This window comes from Clostridium manihotivorum, from assembly GCF_004015185.1.
GTDB classification, from domain to species: Bacteria; Bacillota; Clostridia; order Clostridiales; family Clostridiaceae; genus Clostridium_AR; species Clostridium_AR manihotivorum.
The window spans coordinates 4,510,542-4,530,491 of record NZ_CP025746.1; the positions used below are offsets into that span (position 1 = coordinate 4,510,542).

At 32.4% G+C, this 19,950-nt stretch carries 18 protein-coding genes; 1 reads left to right on the plus strand and 17 read right to left on the minus strand.

All coding sequences use genetic code 11. The features are described 5' to 3' along the window. The first annotated feature begins 80 nt into the window (after window positions 1–80). A complete protein-coding gene (locus C1I91_RS20280) occupies window positions 81–1,394 on the plus strand; it encodes an IS4 family transposase (RefSeq protein WP_128212463.1) in 1,314 nt (437 codons plus the stop codon). A 141-nt stretch (window positions 1,395–1,535) separates the two neighbouring features. On the opposite strand, the gene C1I91_RS20285 is transcribed toward C1I91_RS20280, so the two are convergent. The 17 genes from C1I91_RS20285 to nifS form a co-directional block, all read right to left on the minus strand. Continuing rightward, a complete protein-coding gene (locus C1I91_RS20285) occupies window positions 1,536–3,089 on the minus strand; it encodes an ABC transporter permease (RefSeq protein ID WP_128214505.1) in 1,554 nt (517 codons plus the stop codon). Next, window positions 3,079–3,843 (minus strand): ABC transporter ATP-binding protein, encoded by a 765-nt coding sequence (locus C1I91_RS20290; RefSeq protein ID WP_128214506.1) that lies wholly within the window; start codon window positions 3,841–3,843, stop codon window positions 3,079–3,081. The genes C1I91_RS20285 and C1I91_RS20290 overlap by 11 nt, the downstream gene beginning before the upstream one ends. A gap of 123 nt (window positions 3,844–3,966) precedes the next feature. Continuing rightward, window positions 3,967–4,980 (minus strand): sensor histidine kinase, encoded by a 1,014-nt coding sequence (locus tag C1I91_RS20295; protein ID WP_128214507.1) that lies wholly within the window; start codon window positions 4,978–4,980, stop codon window positions 3,967–3,969. After that, window positions 4,973–5,677: a response regulator transcription factor gene (locus tag C1I91_RS20300; RefSeq protein ID WP_128214508.1), complete on the minus strand. Its 705-nt coding sequence runs from the start codon at window positions 5,675–5,677 to the stop codon at window positions 4,973–4,975. Before C1I91_RS20300 ends, C1I91_RS20295 begins: the two co-directional genes overlap by 8 nt. A 330-nt stretch (window positions 5,678–6,007) precedes the next feature. Then, window positions 6,008–7,714: an alpha/beta hydrolase gene (locus C1I91_RS20305; RefSeq protein ID WP_128214509.1), complete on the minus strand. Its 1,707-nt coding sequence runs from the start codon at window positions 7,712–7,714 to the stop codon at window positions 6,008–6,010. 482 nt (window positions 7,715–8,196) lie between these two features. Further along, window positions 8,197–8,484, minus strand: coding sequence for a putative quinol monooxygenase (locus C1I91_RS20310; RefSeq protein ID WP_128214510.1), 288 nt, complete (start codon window positions 8,482–8,484; stop codon window positions 8,197–8,199). A 210-nt stretch (window positions 8,485–8,694) separates the two neighbouring features. Further along, window positions 8,695–9,195 carry a nitroreductase family protein gene (locus C1I91_RS20315; RefSeq protein WP_128214511.1) on the minus strand — a complete coding sequence of 167 codons (501 nt, stop codon included), beginning with the start codon at window positions 9,193–9,195 and terminating at the stop codon, window positions 8,695–8,697. A gap of 261 nt (window positions 9,196–9,456) precedes the next feature. After that, the gene (locus C1I91_RS20320; RefSeq protein ID WP_128214512.1) at window positions 9,457–9,885 is read right to left on the minus strand and encodes a MarR family winged helix-turn-helix transcriptional regulator; all 429 of its coding nucleotides are present in this window, start codon (window positions 9,883–9,885) and stop codon (window positions 9,457–9,459) included. 346 nt (window positions 9,886–10,231) lie between these two features. Further along, window positions 10,232–11,428 carry an ABC transporter permease gene (locus C1I91_RS20325; protein ID WP_128214513.1) on the minus strand — a complete coding sequence of 399 codons (1,197 nt, stop codon included), beginning with the start codon at window positions 11,426–11,428 and terminating at the stop codon, window positions 10,232–10,234. Then, on the minus strand, window positions 11,425–12,138 hold the full coding sequence (locus C1I91_RS20330) for an ABC transporter ATP-binding protein (protein ID WP_128214514.1): 714 nt from the start codon (window positions 12,136–12,138) through the stop codon (window positions 11,425–11,427). The genes C1I91_RS20325 and C1I91_RS20330 overlap by 4 nt, the downstream gene beginning before the upstream one ends. A 25-nt stretch (window positions 12,139–12,163) precedes the next feature. Further along, complete coding sequence (locus C1I91_RS20335; protein ID WP_128214515.1) at window positions 12,164–13,600, minus strand: efflux RND transporter periplasmic adaptor subunit; 1,437 nt, start codon at window positions 13,598–13,600, stop codon at window positions 12,164–12,166. A gap of 318 nt (window positions 13,601–13,918) precedes the next feature. Then, window positions 13,919–15,454: a sensor histidine kinase gene (locus C1I91_RS20340; RefSeq protein WP_128214516.1), complete on the minus strand. Its 1,536-nt coding sequence runs from the start codon at window positions 15,452–15,454 to the stop codon at window positions 13,919–13,921. Next, on the minus strand, window positions 15,451–16,131 hold the full coding sequence (locus C1I91_RS20345) for a response regulator transcription factor (RefSeq protein ID WP_128214517.1): 681 nt from the start codon (window positions 16,129–16,131) through the stop codon (window positions 15,451–15,453). The genes C1I91_RS20340 and C1I91_RS20345 overlap by 4 nt, the downstream gene beginning before the upstream one ends. Before the next feature lie 125 nt (window positions 16,132–16,256). After that, window positions 16,257–16,994 carry an oxygen-insensitive NADPH nitroreductase gene (gene nfsA / locus C1I91_RS20350; RefSeq protein ID WP_128214518.1) on the minus strand — a complete coding sequence of 246 codons (738 nt, stop codon included), beginning with the start codon at window positions 16,992–16,994 and terminating at the stop codon, window positions 16,257–16,259. Window positions 16,995–17,236: 242 nt separating this feature from the next. Further along, window positions 17,237–18,313 (minus strand): tRNA 2-thiouridine(34) synthase MnmA, encoded by a 1,077-nt coding sequence (mnmA, locus tag C1I91_RS20355; protein WP_128214519.1) that lies wholly within the window; start codon window positions 18,311–18,313, stop codon window positions 17,237–17,239. Window positions 18,314–18,322: 9 nt separating this feature from the next. Beyond that, complete coding sequence (nifU, locus tag C1I91_RS20360; RefSeq protein ID WP_164880605.1) at window positions 18,323–18,751, minus strand: Fe-S cluster assembly scaffold protein NifU; 429 nt, start codon at window positions 18,749–18,751, stop codon at window positions 18,323–18,325. 2 nt (window positions 18,752–18,753) lie between these two features. Then, on the minus strand, window positions 18,754–19,938 hold the full coding sequence (gene nifS, locus C1I91_RS20365; RefSeq protein WP_128214520.1) for a cysteine desulfurase NifS: 1,185 nt from the start codon (window positions 19,936–19,938) through the stop codon (window positions 18,754–18,756). Window positions 19,939–19,950 lie beyond the last annotated feature (12 nt).

Genomic DNA, 19,950 nt, shown 5'->3' on the forward strand with positions numbered 1-19,950 from the left:
AATATTAGAAAAAGCTTGACAAATAGTTAGAAAAATGTGGCGAAGCCCCTTAAATATAATGTTTTTTAGGAGGTTCGCTCATGAACGAATATGCAGATTTTATAAAGAATAAATTAGATACGGTATTAAAGGAAATGCATGAATACTCATGGTTATTTGTCAACGACCCCGATAAGGATTTCACTAGAAATAGAAAGTTGAATTTTAAAGAGATGCTAAATATTTTACTTTCTATTGGAGGCAGTAGCTTAAACCTTGAGCTTCTAAAATACTTTTCATATGATACTGAATCAGCCACTTGCTCCGCGTTCGTTCAGCAGCGCAAAAAGATTCTCCCTGAAGCACTTAATTATCTTTTTAGTAAGTTTACATCATTAGCAGTAAGCCCTAAATATTATAATGGCTATCGATTATTGGCAGTTGATGGTTCAGATTTATGTATTGCACATAATCCTAAAGATGAAAAAAATCATTTTCAAGCTACTGAAAATTCAAAAGGATATAACCTTCTTCACTTAAATGCTATGTATGATTTATGTAGTAGAACATATATGGATGCAGTTATTCAATCAGGTAGAGAAGAAAATGAATTTCAGGCATTAATTGACATGGTAGATCGCTCTAATATTAATGATAAAACTATAATAATAGCCGACCGTGGATACGAAAGTTATAATGTCTTTGAACATATCATAAAGAAAAATTGGAATTATGTTATAAGAGTTAAAGATATACATAGTAATGGAATAGTATCAGGAATATCTATACCTAATGATGAAACATTTGATATAGAGCATAGTATTTTGCTGACTAGACGTCAAACTAATGATATAAAGGCACATCCTGAAAAATATAAGTTTATGCCTGCTAATCAAAGGTTTGATTATCTTCCAGTTAAAGATAAAGGAACTTATCCGGTAAACTTTAGAGTTGTTCGATTTCCAATATCAGACAACACTTACGAAGTTATTATTACTAATCTTAGCAAAGAAGAGTTTTCAATAGAGAATCTTAAAGAAATATACCACATGCGTTGGGGAATTGAGACATCATTTAGAGAATTAAAGTATGCCATTGGGTTAACAAGTTTTCATTCTAAAAAGGCGGACTACATCATACAAGAGATATTTGCAAGACTCACCATGTATAACTTTTGTGAAATAATAACAACACAGGTAGTTGTACAACAGAAAAACAGAAAATACAGCTATCAAGTTAATTTCACTATGGCCATAGCAGTTTGTATGCAATATTTCAGATGTAGTAATGTAGCTTCACCTCCTAATGTTGAAGCACTAATTAAAAGAAATATATTACCTGTTCGAAATGGCAGAAAAGACCCTCGCAAAGTCAAAACCAAATCGGCAGTTAGCTTCATATATAGAGTAGCATAAATTTATGCTAATATAAATTTTTTTTTTACAGAGATTTTACTCTGTCTTATTTGCATGCAAAAAAATATACAATACAAAAGAAAAAAGCCAGTTGAAAGCATATACACTTTCAATTGACTTTAATTTTGCTGTGGCAAAACATTAACTTAATGACATTGCCTTAGCGCCCTGATTATTTTCATTATATGTTCCTATCCTTGAAGCTGTAAGCACATAACTTTTATCCTCTAAATTCAGCTTTAGACTTTTATTATATTCTCTAAAAGCTTTGTTTAAATTATATACTAACTCCTGAGTTTTTTTCCAGTCATTAAAGTTATAAAGCTCAATGCTTCCTTTCTTTATATCTGAGTATTCTCTTATTTTTTCATAATCTTCATCATTTACGATCATAAGGTCATTAAACCTATATCCTGGAGAGTTAAAGTATAGCTTGAACACAATATCCTTAAGCTTAAACTCACTTAATATTCCAGTATGCTTTAAGTTCTTCTCCCTATTATATTCTTCAGCTTTACCTTTTTCATCTAAAGCTTCCACTTGATGAAGGCTTAAATAATTACCTTTATCTACACTAAAACTGCTATTAAAAGCTTGGTTTATATTTTTTTCTGATACTATCAGTTCCCCATTTGATTCGATAAATTCTATGCTCTTATGACCACTTACTTCATTATTACTAGCTTTTATTATTTTTTCTATAGCTTCAGATTTGATTTCATTTTTTCCTTCCTCTAAGATAAAAGCTACATGGAAAGGGTTAGTTTTTGTAGCGGTAGACTCTGCTGACAATATAAGCTTCAAATAAAACCCGCTTATAAAAACTATCACTATAATCATAAGAGTTATTATAAATAAAATCTTATTAGTCTGGTCAAATTTATTCTTTATATTAGTGATTAATAGTATATTTCTATTGTATCTTTCTTTATTTTTCCCTATTAAGAAGGTTACTAATTGGCCAGCTTGGAGCATGAATAAGTATATCCCAATTATAAGTGCTATTGTACATTTAAGCAGAACTTCTCCATCTCCACGAAAATATATACAAAGTAAAACTAGTGCTCCGATTATAGTAACTAATCCTAAAATTCCAACATAAGGCTTTGACAATCTGTTTCTGCCAGATATTCTAGAGGCTTTTAATAAGTTTATTATGTCGAAACTTCTAGTTGATAGCATAGTTATAATTATAGATAGGAAAAATACAGATAAATATATTCCAAGGGTAAAGATATAGGGTTTAATCCCAAGAGAAAATTTCAATTCTTTTACCTCTAAAACTGACGCTGTTATCATAAAAAACAACCTAGAAAACACTGTCCCAGCTATTATTCCTAAAGCTATTGATATAAATCCAATGACAACATTTTCTAATACTATAAGCTTTCTTATATCATTAAGAGACATACCTAGATTCATAAATATGCCATACTCTCTTTTCCGTCCTTTTATGAATACAGAGTAGGAATAATTAATAAAAATCACACAAAATACTATAAGCACTACATTAGGTATTACCATAACCTTTGAAATTACTTCTGATACTTTTGGAGAACTTTTTAGATCCTTATTGAAAAGCAGTGTAGAGTAAATAAAGAGAAACAATATAGAAACGCTATTGCATAGAAAAAAGGATACATACTTTCTTATAGATCCTTTAAAGTTTCTTACTGCTACATCTTTAAAAGTCATTGCCGTCACCACCTAAAACAGCAATATAATTCATAAGTTCGTTAAAAAATTCTCTTCTTGTCCCCTTTTTTACAGCTTCATAACTTATAGCTCCGTCCTTTAAGAAAATCACTCTATTGCAGTAACTGGCAGCACTGACATCATGAGTAACTAGCAGTATAGTATTTTTCTCTTCCTTATTTAGCTTTTCCAAACATTCCATTACACTCTTTGAAGACTTAGAATCTAAATTTCCAGTAGGCTCGTCCCCAAATATTATACTTGGAGTATTAATTATAGCTCTTGCTATGGCCACCCTCTGTTTCTGGCCACCAGATATATTATAAGGATATTTATTAGCTAAGCTCTTTATATCAAATACCTCTAATACCTCTTCTACTTTTTTATTCATATACTCTTCAGTGCATTTATCTAATATCATAGGAAGCATTATATTTTCTCTAGCAGTTAAACTATCTAAAAGATTGAAATCTTGAAAGACAAAACCTAATCTCTTCCTTCTAAATAAAGCTAACTGATTTTTATCCATGTCATTTATTCTTTTACCATCTATACTTACATAGCCTGAATTGGCCTTATCTATGCCGCTAAGGATATTGAGTAGCGTTGTCTTTCCACTACCAGAAGGTCCCATTATACCTAAAAACTCTCCTGGTTCAATGTTTAAATCCACATTATTCAAAGCCTTCGTGGAGTTCTCTCCGTTTACACCTCCATATATTTTACTTATATTATTTGCTTTTAAGATACACATAAGCAATACTCCTTTCCTAAGTTCTTTAGCTAAATGCTCTTCAAAGGGAGATTTTTGAAGACAGCCTAACTAAATATTAATTGAACTTAAGGCTTAAAACTATTTAACAAGGTTAAAATAACCTTACAATTTTGAAAGGTAAGTTATTTTCACTTCTGTTCCACAACCTGGTTTTGAATAAATCTTAATAGTATGACCTAGCTTTCTTGATATTTTCTTACATATATAAAGCCCTATGCCACTGGAATTTCTGTATTTTCTTCCGTTCTCTCCGGTGAAAAAAGGTTCAAATACCTTTTTCAAATCATACTCTTCCATGCCTATACCTTGATCTTTTATAGATAAGGTGGTATATTTTTCATTATTCTCTATTGAAATATAAAGCTTCTTGTTATAGTTACCATTAGCAGAGTACTTTATTGAATTTGATATTATTTGAGAAAGCATAACCTCATTCCACTTATAATCTGATAGAACATAAGCTTTACTTTTACACTCTAGTATGGGGAAGACCTTATTATATATAAACTGACTCTTTCTGTCATTAATTAGTTTTCTTAAAGCTTCCTCAAGATCTATAGTGGCTACTTCATAATCCCTCTCAAACTCCTCTAGCCTTAATAAAGTTAAAACTTGCTCTACACTATCATGCAAGCTTTTATTCTCTACTTCTATGTCTTTTAAAATCTCTAAATCAATTGATGAATTTTTAGAGTACTTCTGTATAATAAGGTCAATCACTGAAAGAGGAGTTTTTAATCTATGTATCCATTGAGTTATAAACCATGATCTTTGCTCATACTTTTCTTTCAACTTATTTATATTATTTCTATGTTTTTCATTTACTAAATTTATAATCTCTTCAACCCTCTTCTGCTCATGATTGTAAGCTTTAATCCTATGGTTTTCCTCCTGTATTACATGATCTAAACTGAAATTGAAGTTATAATATTTAAACCACTCCACTATGAACATTATGGTAAATAAAAATAAACTAAGGCTAAAAGGGTATGCTATTTCTATAATCTTTCTATCCGTTAAGTTAAAAAATAGAATAAGGCATAAAGTGTTTATTAAGTAAAAGCATAAAAAACAGCTCTTGTCCCTAATAAAATCTTTAAATAGTCTTTTACTCATATTTACTCTCCTCTAACACTTTATAATCAAAAATATATCCTACTCCTCTTTTTGTCTTTATTGCATCATTAATATCAAGCTCAGACAACCTATTTCTAAGTCTAGTTATGTTTACAGTAAGTGTGTTTTCATCAACAAAATCTTGTGTATCCCATAATGCTTCAAATATCTCTTCCCTTGTAATTATTCTGTCTTTATTCTCTATAAAAATCTTAGCAAGCTTGTACTCATTTTTACTTAAAACAGTTGCCTTTTTATTGTATTTAAGCTGAAAGTTATCTTCATCTAAGCATAAGGAACCAGTATAATCTATACTAAGCTTAGAGGAATATTCACCATAAGCTCTCCTTAAAGCAGCTTTTACCTTTACCATAAAAACATCTAAATTCATAGGCTTTACAATATAGTCGTCAGCACCTAGCTCTATGGCCAAAACTTGATCCATGGTCTCACTTCTTGCAGAGGTTATTATAATTGGAATACTATAATTTCTTCGCACCGACCTGCATATATAGAAACCATCATAGTAGGGTAAGTTTATATCTAGTATTAAAATATCTGGCTTAATGTTAGCTATCTCTTCTTCAATATTGTTAAAGTTCATAGCCTGGTAAATAATATATCCGTATTTCTCCATATGTTCTTTTATAATTGAGCACAGTTTTGCATCATCTTCTATAATCATGACCTTGTACATATTAAACCTCACATAACTTTTATTTATTAATTATAGCCAAGCTATAAATATTCAAAGAACAGCATAGATGTTATAGTTTTAGGATAACAGCTTTTATCTCCTAGTATATAGTTCTATTTTAGTTACAGATTTCCTAGGAATAAGCAAAATATTTTTCATTATAAGATTTCTTTTTTACTGTTAACCCTAAGTGGCCTCACTAATCCCTTGAAATTACTATGTTTAGCTAGCATTTTTTACTTTACAAGGCAAAGAAAGTCTACTGAATGAATAAAATGTACCCTTTGTCAAGGACATTTTATAACCTTATTCAGTAGACCTTTTATTATTTTACTTATATTGAGCCATAAATCTTTCCATATAATACATAAACACTTGATTATAGTAACTTGAGAAATATTCATCGCTGCCATGAGTCCCATATGGCATGTACATCAAATCAATTTTATTATTTTGATTCTTTATATAGGTTTCCTTAAATAACTCAGCTATATCTGGATTTACTATTCCATCATGGTTTCCTTGATACATTAAAACTGGTGGACTGTCTGGTGAAACCAAGTATTTAGGATCAACAAAGTCATTTTTACCACCTATTCCTAAGTTCTTTGACAATCCATTGGCTGGATAGAAAGGTATTAAACCTTTCACTTTTATACTTGAATCCAGTAAATCTGAATATTTTCCACTGCTTATGCCTAAGGCAAGTGCATTGGCTAACTGACCTCCAGCGGAACCTCCAGAAATAAATACGGAATTTATATTTGCACTAAAGAGGTCTTTATTTTGTGCTAAGTATTTTGTAAATATCCCTAGATGTCTCATCATATCATCTATGTTAAAGTCACCTACCACATTTTCTGGAACTTTTGCATACTTCACAAACTTTTCTTTATTGCTTAGTCCATACTGCACATCAAATACCACGTAACCTTGGCTAGCAAAATACTTATTGACCTCAGCATAATTTTCTTGTCCCTTATCACCGATGGTCCAACCACCACCATGTATTCTTATAAGTACAGAATTTTTTCCCGGAAGATTATCCTCCTTAGAAGCTGGTGTATATGCATCAAAATACAGCTTAACACCTTTGTCTACTCCATCTTTTCCTTCATAGAATAGGACATTTTCTTTTACATCGTACTTTTTAGAAGGTGTTCCAAAGAAGTAATCAGGTAAAGAAAAAGCAGTTTTTCTAAATACATCTTTATATTGCTTTTCTACTTTGGCTCTTTCCTCTGAACCAAAGGCTGCCTCATAGTTTTTATCAGCTTGTTTTATAAGAGCTGGTATTGATACTATAGGTAATAAACAAATTATATAAATAGCTAAACCTGCTACTGGGAAAATATATTTAATGAACCTTATTTTATATGGTGCTATTAGGTTAAATACTATTGCAGATAACCCTAAGAATATGAATCCATAAAAAACTGAATACTCTGGAATGAACACTTCTGCCATACTCTTTTTTCCTTTAGTAAGAAGTGTAACCACAACAAATATTCCCGACATAAGAAGCAAAGTAACTATAATTATAGCTACAGCCCTTCCTACATTGCCCCTGCTCCTAGTAACAGATTGTTGTTTATTAATATAATTCTTCTTTCTAGCTTTAAGCTTGGCTAGCTTTATAAAATTAATAATTAAACCATATAAAAATAAAGATAAAAGCATAATTGATGAAATAAAGCTTACTGCCTTCTCATTGCTAATATCCGCTGAAGCACTGGTATTTTGGATTGGTATAATAGCCATAAACAATACATTCAGTATTAGATAAATATAATTTGAAGTGCTGCCTTTGTCACTTATAAAAGTTGAAAAAATATTTAATAATAACGCAACAATTATGATGACTCCATAGACATTCCACATTGGATTAGAACTGTAATTTATATAATATATTATTCCTAATACTATAGAAGCCATATTGATGCAAGATAGGATCAAATGATAAACAGCTTTTGTTTTTAAGCTTGTCTTCATACCAGTTGATCTGTTTAACCTATTATTTAATTCACTAGTTGGCATTATAATTTTCACCTCTTTTTATTGAATTCATATACTCTACAAAAATGTTTCCTTACTAGCTAATGTTTTAATTAGTCTCACTTAAAATTATCCCAAGCATCAAAACCACATATTTTACCACCATCTACTTCCACAACATACTTTCTAACCTGAAAGTAAAAGCTTTTCATTACACATTAAAACATTTACTTGTATAATTAAAGATTTATTTATATAGGGAACCAACTTCAACTATTAATTTATGCATGCCACTAAATCACCAGAAGCCTGGATTTTATAACAAGTATAAATTAACTTTCATAAAGATTCCCTATAGTGAAGACTATATTCAATACAGTAATTTAACAAATCCATAGTAAAAAATGAACCAATCCTAATTTTAAAAATATAAAATTGAATTGGTTCATTTTTAGATGTACAATATTAATCTTGTATACCTTAGGCTATGTTTAATAATACTCTATAAAATAAATTACTTAGTATTAAATTACTTTTTTATACACATTCATTTCAGCTGGCTTCGCCATTAATGGAGCCATTTTAGGTACTATTGTTGTAAAATGTTCTGACTGACCATGCTTTTTTAAAGCTTCTACACTTTCCCATTCTTCTATCATAGTAAGTATTGAACTATCTTTTGTATCCTGATACATTGCATAGCTTATACAGCCTTCTTCTTTAACCGTTGCTGCTACTAATTCCTTTGCAAGTTCTAAAACTTCTTCTACCTTATCTGAAATTACATAATGCTTTGCTACAACTTTTAACATAATAATCCTTCTTTCTTTATGTTTTCGCTTAGTTTCATGTTTATTACAAAAGTTTCACGATTTTATTCTAGTTTAACACAAATGGTTTGATTGCACATCTATAAGAATTGTAAAAAAGTCGCTGAAGAAACCTTCTTTAGCTCCATTCTTTAGTTAGCTTCTTTTACGCCTCCACATTTTCTGAACCTATGATTTTCAACCTTGTGATTTTTACCACTTTCCATAATGAACTTTTGCTTCATCATATCTATCTACAAATTCGCTCTTTTGATCTGGATACCCAACAGGTATTACATTAAAAGGCACGATATTATCTGGCAGATTGAAAAGCTCTTTTACATATGCACTAACTGGCTCTGCAGTAGAAACGCCTAACCAAACAGCTCCTAATCCAAGATGAGTAGCTTCTAGCAATAAGTTTTCTGCACAAGCCCCCATATCTTGATGGCAAGCTGTTGCAACCTTAAGCTTATCAGTGTTAGCTACAAGCACAAAAGCAACTGGTGCAGATGCTACCATCTTAGCATATGGACTCATTTCAGACAACTTTTTTAGTGTATCCTTATCTTCAACAACTATAAACTCCCAAGGTTGCTGATTTACTGCTGATGGTGCTTGCATTGCTGCTCTTAGAAGTCTTTCAATTTTTTCCTTCTCTACTGGTTTATCCTCATATTTTCTGATACTTCTTCTTTTAAAAATCTCTTCCATGATATTACCTCCAAAAATATTATATATATTAATCCATAGTAATATAAATTTTAGATATGGATTTTTAATGCTCTTACTTTCACTATTCCAATGAGAGGACTTTAAACTATAAGGTTTATAAAAAAGCATCAAAGCACAACATATTAAGTCAACACATCATAGTATTAATTTTATTAGTTATACTAATTAGTGGTGTTACTTAGTTGTACATACAACTTTATTCTTAATCCATACCCTTAGGATACGGATTTATTAAACCTTTTATTTTTCTAGCTTCGAGCATACCGAATTAATCATTTCAGTAACTTTTACATACTCATCTTTGCCAACTGATTTGGAATATCTCTGCTGAAGATTGCTCCATGCTCTATTAATATCCTTTTGAAGTTCCATTCCCTTCTCAGTCGAATATATAAAGGAATTCTTTCCTTCCGTTCTCCTATTTACATAACCGCTATTTTCTAGCTTATCTATAAATCTAGTTATAGTAGAAGGGGTTATATGTAAAGCTTCCCCTATATCTTTTTGACTAATACCTGGTTTTTCATTAACTATGCTTACTAGAAATGCATATGTTGGAGAAAGTCCAGTTATTCTAAATTCTTCATCAGCCATTTTTGTCATTATTCTTGCCAATTTATTCGCAGAAAAATACAAACAATCACACAATAGCTCATTCATCTCTGACATTTTAATGTTCCTTTCTGTAAATGCTTCATTTTTATAAATGAACAATACATAGTTATTATTCATCTGTGTAGATTTTAAATATGTTTAGTTAATCTAAAAGTTCTTTCAAGCTGAACATCTTTATTAAATCCGTAAAATAAAATCTATTACATGATTTAATTATACCACACTTTATTTATAATTTAAGCCATTTATTGTTTGTACATACAACTATAGTCTAGTTTTAAATCTTTGTCAAGAAATCATAACTTCAACATCTGACAGGTGAAGATTTTTTTATATAACTGGTCTTAATAGTAAAAAAGTTCTCTCACAGCTTTTAATCTGCGAGAGAACTTTCTACATATTACTCAAATCTCAATGCATCAATAGGATTTAACTTTGACGCCTTATTAGCTGGGTACATACCAAATATTATACCAACTGCTAGGGAGAATAAAAACGCTGCTAATACTATGTTATTGGAAATCAAAATAGTTGTATTAAAGAATCTTTGCCCTATATATGAACCTAAATATCCCACCAAAACTCCTAGGACTCCGCCTAGACCACTTACACTGGCAGCCTCTATTAGGAATTGAGCAAGTATTGTTCTTCTCTTTGCTCCAATAGCTTTTCTTGTACCAATTTCTCTAGTCCTTTCTATTACAGATACTAGCATTATGTTCATAATACCTATACCTCCAACAACTAGAGATATGGCAGCTATACCTGCAAGCATTGTAGTTAAACTCTTGTTAGTTGAGTTTGCTGTATCTAATATGCTTGTTTGATTCATTATTCTATAGTAATTTCTTGTAGTATTAGTATTGCTTGTACTGCTATTTAACTTATACTTTTTATTTAAGAATAATTGCAAGTAGGACATTGCTGTATCAACCTTTTCTTTGCTTGCTGCCTCTATATAAAAAGTCTTTGGATTTGCACTCTTTAATAATCTTTCAGCAGTACTTAGTGGTACTATTATCCTATCATCACTTGATCCTGCTGCGGAAGTTCCTTCTGCTTGTAGCACTCCAACTATAGTAAACTCAATACCATTTACATACATACTATTTCCAACTACATTTGTAGTACTAAATAAAGTTTCTGCAGTTTCGCTTCCTATTACTAGAACATTGTATCTATTGTCAACATCCCTCTGTGTTATAAACCTACCAGCACTAACTGATAATTTTCTTATCTCAGCATAATTTGGTGTGGAACCTTCTAAAGTTGTGGTACTTGATTCATCACCATTTTTTACATTTGCACTACTTGTAATCTGAGGAGCAATCTCCTTGATACCAGGTTTTGTTTTAAGCTCCGTAAGTTCATCGGTTGTTATAGTAGGAGTTCTATTGCCTGTTATGCTTATGGTTATAAGGTTTGTTCCAAGCTTCTCTATCTGATCACTTACTGTTTTTTGAGTTCCTTGCCCCATTCCTACCAGTATAATAACTGAGGATATACCTATAATTATACCAAGCATAGTAAGGAAAGATCTAACTTTGTTGTGCCAAACTGAAGATAAGGCAATCTTTATAAGTTTACTTAACTTCATGCTATCACCTCACTATCATTGAGCTTATCAGAGGTTATCATTCCATCTCTTACTGTTATAATTCTCTTAGCATGAGCTGCTATCTCCATATCATGAGTAATCATGACAATTGTATTACCTTCATTGTTTAGCTCTGTCAGCATCCTTAGAACTTCTTTACCGGTCTTGCTATCAAGTGCTCCTGTAGGTTCATCTGCCAGAATCATTTGAGGTTCTGTAACCAATGCTCTTGCAATTGCCACTCTTTGCATTTGTCCTCCAGATAGTTCAGAAGGCTTATGCTTTAAATGACTTGTGAGTCCAACCTTTTCAACTGCTTGCTTAACTTTTTCTTTAGTCTTTCCATTAGGATACCCTAAGTATAATAGTGGCAACTCAACATTTTCATATATATTTAACTTTGGAAGAAGGTTGTAACTCTGAAATATAAAGCCTATTTTCTTATTTCTTATTTCAGCTAGTTTATTATCATTACATTTAGTGTCTACTCCATCTAAAATGTATTCACCTGAACTAGGCTTATCGAGACATCCTATAAGATTCATAAGAGTAGACTTTCCAGCACCTGATGGTCCTACTATAGCTACATATTCCCCTTTTGCAATAGTCAAATTAACATTGCTTAGAGCTTTAAAGGTATTACTTCCCATTTTATATACTTTTTCTATTCCAGTCATTTTGATTATCTCTTTACTTGAATTCTCTTCCATCTACTGAATACCTCTCTTATTTATACTAGTTTTTACCGCCACCACTGCTACTATTACTTCTTTGGCCACTTGGTGCGCCCATGCCTCCGCCGAAGCCGCCCATACCGCCACCAAAGCCACCCATGCCTCCACCAAAGGCTGAGCTCTGACTGTTTCTATTACTGCTTGTAGTTGTAGTTGAAGTCTGTGGTAATTGAACTAATACTTTTTCTCCTTCTGTAACTCCTTCTGTAACTTCAATGTAATTTTGAGTTTCTAAGCCAGTCTTAACTTGTACCAATCTTCCGCTGCTGGCTGTTGTAGTCATACCTCTAAATCCAGAGTTTCCATATCCAGTGCCATTGCCATAGCTTTGTCTATTTCTTTGACCTTTTTCACTGCTTGTTCCACTATTTCCACTATTACCTTGGCTATTGCTATTATTACTATTTTGACTATTAGAACCTTGTGATTGTTGATTTTCACTTGAACTCTGTCCGCTTGAAGAAGCGCTTGTACTTTCTACTCTTACAAACTTTTGTCCATTAGTTTCAACTAAGGCTTCAGAAGGAATAACTAATGCATCTTGTTTACTTTCAACGGATACAGTAACATTACCATTCATACCTAGTTTAATGCCTGTAGGATCTTTTATTCCAACAACTACATCATAGGTAGTAACATTATTGGAGGTTGTTCCTACTGTTGCAACTGATTCTACTGTTCCATCATAGGTTTTATCTTTAATTGCATCAAATTTTATCTGCGCAGTTTGTCCATTCTTTACTTTCTCTATATCAAGTTCATCTATTGATAACTTAATCTTGATTGAATTCATATCAACTATTGTTAAAACTCCACCACTTGATGAGCCTGAAGAACTGGATGAACTTGAACCTGCCCCTGATGATCCTGAGCCTGAACCTGAACTTGATCCACCAGATTGAGCATTATCACCATTAGAAGCATTTACCGCTGTAACAACCCCTGCTATAGGAGCCTTTACAGTCATATTATTAAGCTGAGTATAAGCATCATTAAGCTGAGATTGTGCGTCAGCAACATTTAATTTATCCATAGCAACTTTATTATCATCTACTTTCGTAGCATTTTCATCACTTGTTAATGTAAGATTTTGCTTTTCTAAGTTGTTTTGTGCAGTTGTTACTGCTTTTCTAAGGGTATCACTATCGGATACAAATAGTTTTTGTCCAGCAGTTACAGTGTCGCCTACCTTTACATTTAAGTCCTTTATAGTTCCAGAATTATTAGCTGATACTTGTTTTGTTGTAGCAGCATATGCTGTTCCCGTTCCTTGAACTGTAACATTAAGATTCATCTTTCTTGCGGAAACAGTGTAATACTGAGCTGTAGAAGCAACCGCTGGCTTTGCAAAGAAGGTCTTATACCCAAAATACCCACCTACTCCTACAGCTACTGCTATAATTCCTGCAACTATTCCTTTGATAACTTTACTCTTCATCTTAATCCTCCTATAAATGTGATTACCAATTTATATCCCTTAATAACATCCGAATTTATACATTTGTTTACTATTTATAGTAAAATTATAATTTTAAATTACCTAAGCATTATCAAAGAATTATGTGAAAATTATGTGATAAAACAAAGTAACCCCAACAGATTTTTTAATCCACTGGGGTTATCACATTATCTTAAACCGTCTTATCTTAAATGTAATTTGCTACGAATAAAGCATTGTCCATTATACTTTATGTGATTTTCAACCTTAAATGCGAATTTATAAATAAGAAAAGACTTTGACTATGTAAGAGTTCATTTAGTCTTCTATTATCTCTTCGCTTTCAGCTATAGGGAATTTTATTACGAAGCTAACTCCTTTTTCTCTGTTCTTTGCAGATATTTCTCCCTTGTAGAAATTTATTATTTTCTTAGATATTGCCAGACCAAGACCAAAGTTTCCGGTTTTATCTTTATACATATTGTCAAATATACGATCCATATGAACTTGATCTATGCAAGGACCATCGTTGTATAAATCTAGCACAACATAATCACCTTGCCTTTTCAAAGTTACTGACACCTTCTCTTTGGCATATCTAAGCCCATTATCCAATATATTTTCTATAGCAACCTGTATCTTATCAATATTACCGAATATATTAGCTTCATCTATATCTAAGTTCCAATCAATGTCACTTTTTACAACTTCAAATCTGTTCACTATATGTAAGATAAGCTTATTGAAATTTATTTCTGTATCCTCATTTGTGTTGTTCATCACATAATCTAAAGTATTCAGATATAGCATTTGTTTTATCTTCTTCTCAAGACTAATTGCCTCATCTCTTATAATCTCTGCAGTTTTTTCAACGGAATCAATATATACTCCATCAATTATGGCATCAGCATGACTCATTATTACCATTACTGGTGTTTTCAAATCATGTGAGATACTCTGAAGGAACAGCTTTTCTTCCCTATCTATCTTTTGAAGCTCAGTCTGCATAGTATTCATTGAATTAACTAGTCTTCCTATCTCATCTTCAGTTTTAACCTCTATTGGATCAGTCCAATCCTTATGAGATATCCTTTTAGTATATTCCTCAAGCTGCTTTAATGGCTTAGAAAGATAATTTGCAATCATTTTAGCAGTAAAGAAACCTATTATTATAAATATTATTCCTATGGAAAGCACGGTATAAAGTAAGGTATTATCCTCCATGCTAGGTACATAGGATATCAAGAACTCCTTAGTTCCATTGACGGTTTGTTTTGAACTTACAATTATAAAATACTTTCTCCCGTTGTAGTATCCCTGAAGTTGCTTTTCAGATACCTTACCTTCAGATATTAATTTAACCATCCACTTTTTAAGTTCTTTATCGTTAAACTCTTTAACAAAACCCTTATCTCCAGTGACAAAATCTACTATATTTTCAATTATACCTTTATCACTCTTTGTGGTACTTGGCGGTGCAGGATTGTCGTTTTGATTGGGCTCAACTGGTATTCCAGGCACTGGTATCTCTATTTTAGTACTTGAATTAGAAGGAACCACTGGGTATCCATTTGCATCTACCTGTGGCTTCCAGCTATCATCGGCTACTACTAAAAAGTGTCTGCTGTTTTTAAGGTTTCCAAAGCGTCTTAAACCATCAGGAGAGGTAATACCGTCTTCACTATCTAGTACCATACCATGTGCTACCTTAAGATCTGCAATTATGGCTTTCTCCCTTGTTCTTCTATAAGCAAACATATACACAAAGGTTATACTGCATATTATTATTAGAATAAAAGCTGTAAAAGTAGTCCAGATTCTCATCGTTAGTGATCTAAATTTGAATCTTTTCATGACTTATATACCAATTTATAACCACAGCCATATATGGTCTCTATAGCCAAAGTAATCACCTTTCTTCTTAGTCTTCTTATGGTATCATCTACAACTCTATCTGAACCAAAGTAATCATCGCCCCATACATGGTCAAGGATTTGATCTCTTGATAAAAGAGCATTTTTGTTTTCCACAAGGTAAACTAGAAGTTCAAATTCCTTATTGGTGAGTTGTATCTCTTCATCTTCTAAGAATACGGTCCTTTGTCTTTTACTTATTTTATAGTCGCCTATTTTCAGCATCACATCTTGAACTTCAGCACTTTCCTTGCCATATACTCTTTCAACCAATCTATTGGTTCTTATAACAAGCTCTCTAGGAAGAAAGGGTTTTGAAAGATAATCATCACTGCCCATCTCCAGCCCAACTACTCTATCAAGCTCTTCATTTCTTGCTGACATAAATATAACTGGTGTATTTTTATCATTAGCTTTTATAGCCTTTATCAGCTCATATCCATCTATATCTGGAAGCATTATGTCAAGTATCCACAAATCTGGCTTATCCTTGATTCTTTCCATAGCAGATAAACCATTTGAGAAGGTTGTAACTATATATCCCTCTCTCTTCAAATACTTTTCTAATAAAAGGTTTAGACTTTTTTCATCCTCTACAAGATATAATGTCTTATCCAATATTCTCACCTCAATTTATATATCTTCATTATACGTATGAACTTATTTTATCATACAACCTTAAAAACATTTTAGATAAATTATGTGAACATTATGTGAGATATATAAATAATTTTAAAATTATTCTATTTCATGAAGAAGCCATGCTTTTCAAGGAATGCTTTCATATGAGGTCTTGGTATGTGACTCATCATCCTAGCCATCATTCCAGTCCAAGTATCAGATCTCATTCCTTTAGTTCTATCTAGATAGTATGCTTCAATGCTGCTATCATACTCCTTTAATCTTTCAAGATCTCCATCAGTTGTATATGTATCCTTTTTGAAAACAACCTCCATTGGAAGTCTTTCCTTTATGTCATTATCTTCATCTGGATATCCAAGACACATTCCAAAAACAGGATAAACATTAGTTGGGATGTTTAGTATTTCTGATATTTCATTAGGATTATTTCTTATTCCTCCTATGTATACACCTCCAAGTCCCAGTGACTCGGCTGCAATCATAGCATTTTGAGCTGCTAAAGCAGTGTCTACTGTAGCGATTATAAAGCTCTCTGTATATCCTTCTTGCATTTCTACATCATGAATATCACAAGCAACCTTATGACGGTTTAGATCAGCACAAAAAACAAGAAATAAAGGACACTCTTCTATATACTTTTGATCCCCTCCAAGCTTTGCAATCTTTGCTCTATTTTCTTTATTCTCTACGCTTATTATTGTATACGCCTGTATAAAGCTAGATGTTGAAGCACTTTGTGCTGCTTCAATTATGCTTCTTATCTTTTCCTCTTCTATAGCTTTATCTTTGTATTTCCTCACTGACTTGTGAGCTTTTAATAAATTTATAACATCATTCATTTTAATACCTCCAATATTTAAATATTAAGCAACAAAATAGCTTTATCTATACACTATGAAATCAATCTCTATAATATGGCTTTCTAAACTTCTAAAAATGCCACAGGTTTACACTTTCTGTTACCATTTAACGTTTCCCTGATTTCATTACTTTTTATATAGGAAAAAAGCCACTTATATGACGTTCCGCCTCTTCAGTATAGTTTACCTCAGAAGGTTTGGTACATCAATATAAAGTAGCTTTAAATTATCTTTTCGATTATTCCGCCACCTACAACTAAGTCCTCATCATAAAAAACTACTGATTGGCCTTTTGTTATAGCTCTTTGCTTTTCCTTAAAAGACACAACTACTCTTCCATCTTCTAATGGTCTTATAGTAGCATCTGCAGCTTTTGCAGAATATCTTATTTTAGCTTTTACACTTATTTCTTTTTCAAGCTTATCAAAAGTTATAAAGTTCAAGTCCTTTGCTATAAGCTCTGTCTTGAATATGTCTTCTTCAGATCCTATTACAACTTCATTTCTTAATGGATTTATATCCGTAACAAAAACCGGTCTTCCCAAAGCTAAGCCTAAACCTTTTCTTTGACCAATAGTGTAATAGACTATTCCTTTATGCTTACCTAAGACATTTCCCTGCTTATCAACAAAGTTTCCTGCCTTAACCTTTCCTGGTTTAGCAAGCTTTATGTAGTTTCCGTGATCATTGTCAGGTATAAAACATATCTCTTCGCTATCCTTTTTATTATGGACAGCAAGACCAATTTCCTTTGCTATCTCTCTTATTCTATCCTTAGTGTACTCACCACAAGGCATTAAAGTGTGAGATAACTGTTCTTGGGTTAAATTATATAAAGCATAGGTCTGATCTTTTCTACCATCCTCTGATCTCTTAAGAACGTATCTTCCATCCTTTTCAGAAACAGTTGCATAGTGACCAGTAGCAACATAATCTGCACCTATAGCTCTAGCCTTCATTAAAAGCTCATCAAATTTTAGATACTTATTGCAAGCTATGCAAGGGTTTGGAGTCTTGCCTTCTATATACTCTTCAACAAAGTAATCAATTACCTTTTCTTTGAAGGAATCTCTGAAATTTAACACATAAAAAGGTATACCAATTCTATCAGCAACCCTTCTTGCATCATCTACAGCTGAAAGAGAACAACATCCTCCTTCTCTTTCTTCAAACTCCTTATCTTCTTGCCATATCTGCATAGTAACACCTATTACATCATAGCCTTGTTCTTTTAAAAGATAAGCAGCGACGGAGCTATCAACCCCGCCACTCATACCTATAACTACTTTTTTCTTCATATATATCGACTATTCTCCGTGAACTTGATCATGGATGTCGTCATGTTCTTCATAATCCCATGGTTCTAAACCTTGGCTTATTCTATAGTCATTTATTGCTTTATGTATAGCTTCTTCAGCTAATACTGAACAGTGCATTTTTACTGGTGGAAGACCATCAAGAGCTTCTGCAACAGCCTTGTTTGTTAATGTCCATGCTTCTTCAAGAGATTTTCCCATGATTAATTCTGTAGCCATACTTGAAGATGCTATAGCTGAACCACAGCCATAAGTTTTGAACTTGACATCTTGTATTAAATTATCTTCAACTTTTAAATATATCTTCATTATATCTCCGCACTTAGCGTTTCCTACTTCACCAACACCGTTTGCGTCAACTATTTCTCCAACATTTCTAGGATTTCTAAAATGGTCCATTACCTTTTCACTATACATCATAATTATTTATCTCCCTTCTTTAAGTGGTCTTCCCATAATGGTGACATGTCTCTTAATCTTTGTATAATTGGTGGTACTACATTTATTACATAATCTATATCTTCCTCAGTAGTTCCATCCCCTAAGGATAATCTTAGAGAACCATGAGCTATTTCATGAGGTAAGCCTATAGCTAAAAGAACATGAGAAGGATCTAATGATCCTGAAGTACATGCACTTCCTGAAGATGCACAAACACCTTCAAAGTCTAACATTAATAATATTGATTCACCTTCGATGAATTCAAATATAATATTAGCATTACCAGCTAATCTGTTCTTTCCTCTTGGTCCGTTAAGTCTTGAATACGGAACTTGTAACAATCCATCTATCAATTTATCTCTTAACTTTTCAAGTCTTTCAGCATGAGCATCAATGTTTTCAGTAGCAAGCTCTATTGCTTTTCCAAGACCAACTATTGCTGGAACATTTTCTGTACCTGCTCTTCTTGCTCTTTCCTGTCCACCACCGTGAACTAGATTGTCGATTCTAACACCTTTTCTTATATAAAGAGCACCTATACCTTTAGGTCCATATATCTTATGGCCAGCAAGGGATAATAAATCTATGTTCAATTCTTTAACATTAATATGAACATTTCCTATAGCTTGAACTGCATCTGTGTGGAATAATACCTTTCTTTCCTTACAGATCTGTCCGATTTCTTTTATTGGTTGTATTGTACCTATTTCATTGTTTGCAAACATGATAGAAACTAATATAGTCTTATCAGTAATTGCATTTTTTAATTCTTCTAAATTTATGAAACCTTCACTATCTACATCAAGATATGTAACTTCAAAACCATGCTTTTCAAGATATTCACAAGCATGAAGTACTGCATGGTGCTCTATCTTTGTAGTTATTATGTGATTTCCTTTATTCTTATGGGCAAAAGCAATACCTTTTAGTGCCCAGTTATCAGCTTCTGAGCCACCACCAGTAAAGTAAACTTCACTTGAGTCACAACCTAGTGCCTTAGCTACTCTATCTCTACCTTGATCTATAGCCATTTTAGTATCTCTTGATATGCTATAGAATGATGATGGGTTACCAAACTTTTCTGTGAAATAAGGCATCATCTCTTCTAAAACTTCTGGCTTTACATATGTAGTAGCCGCATAATCCATATACACAACTTTATTCATTAACCTTCACTC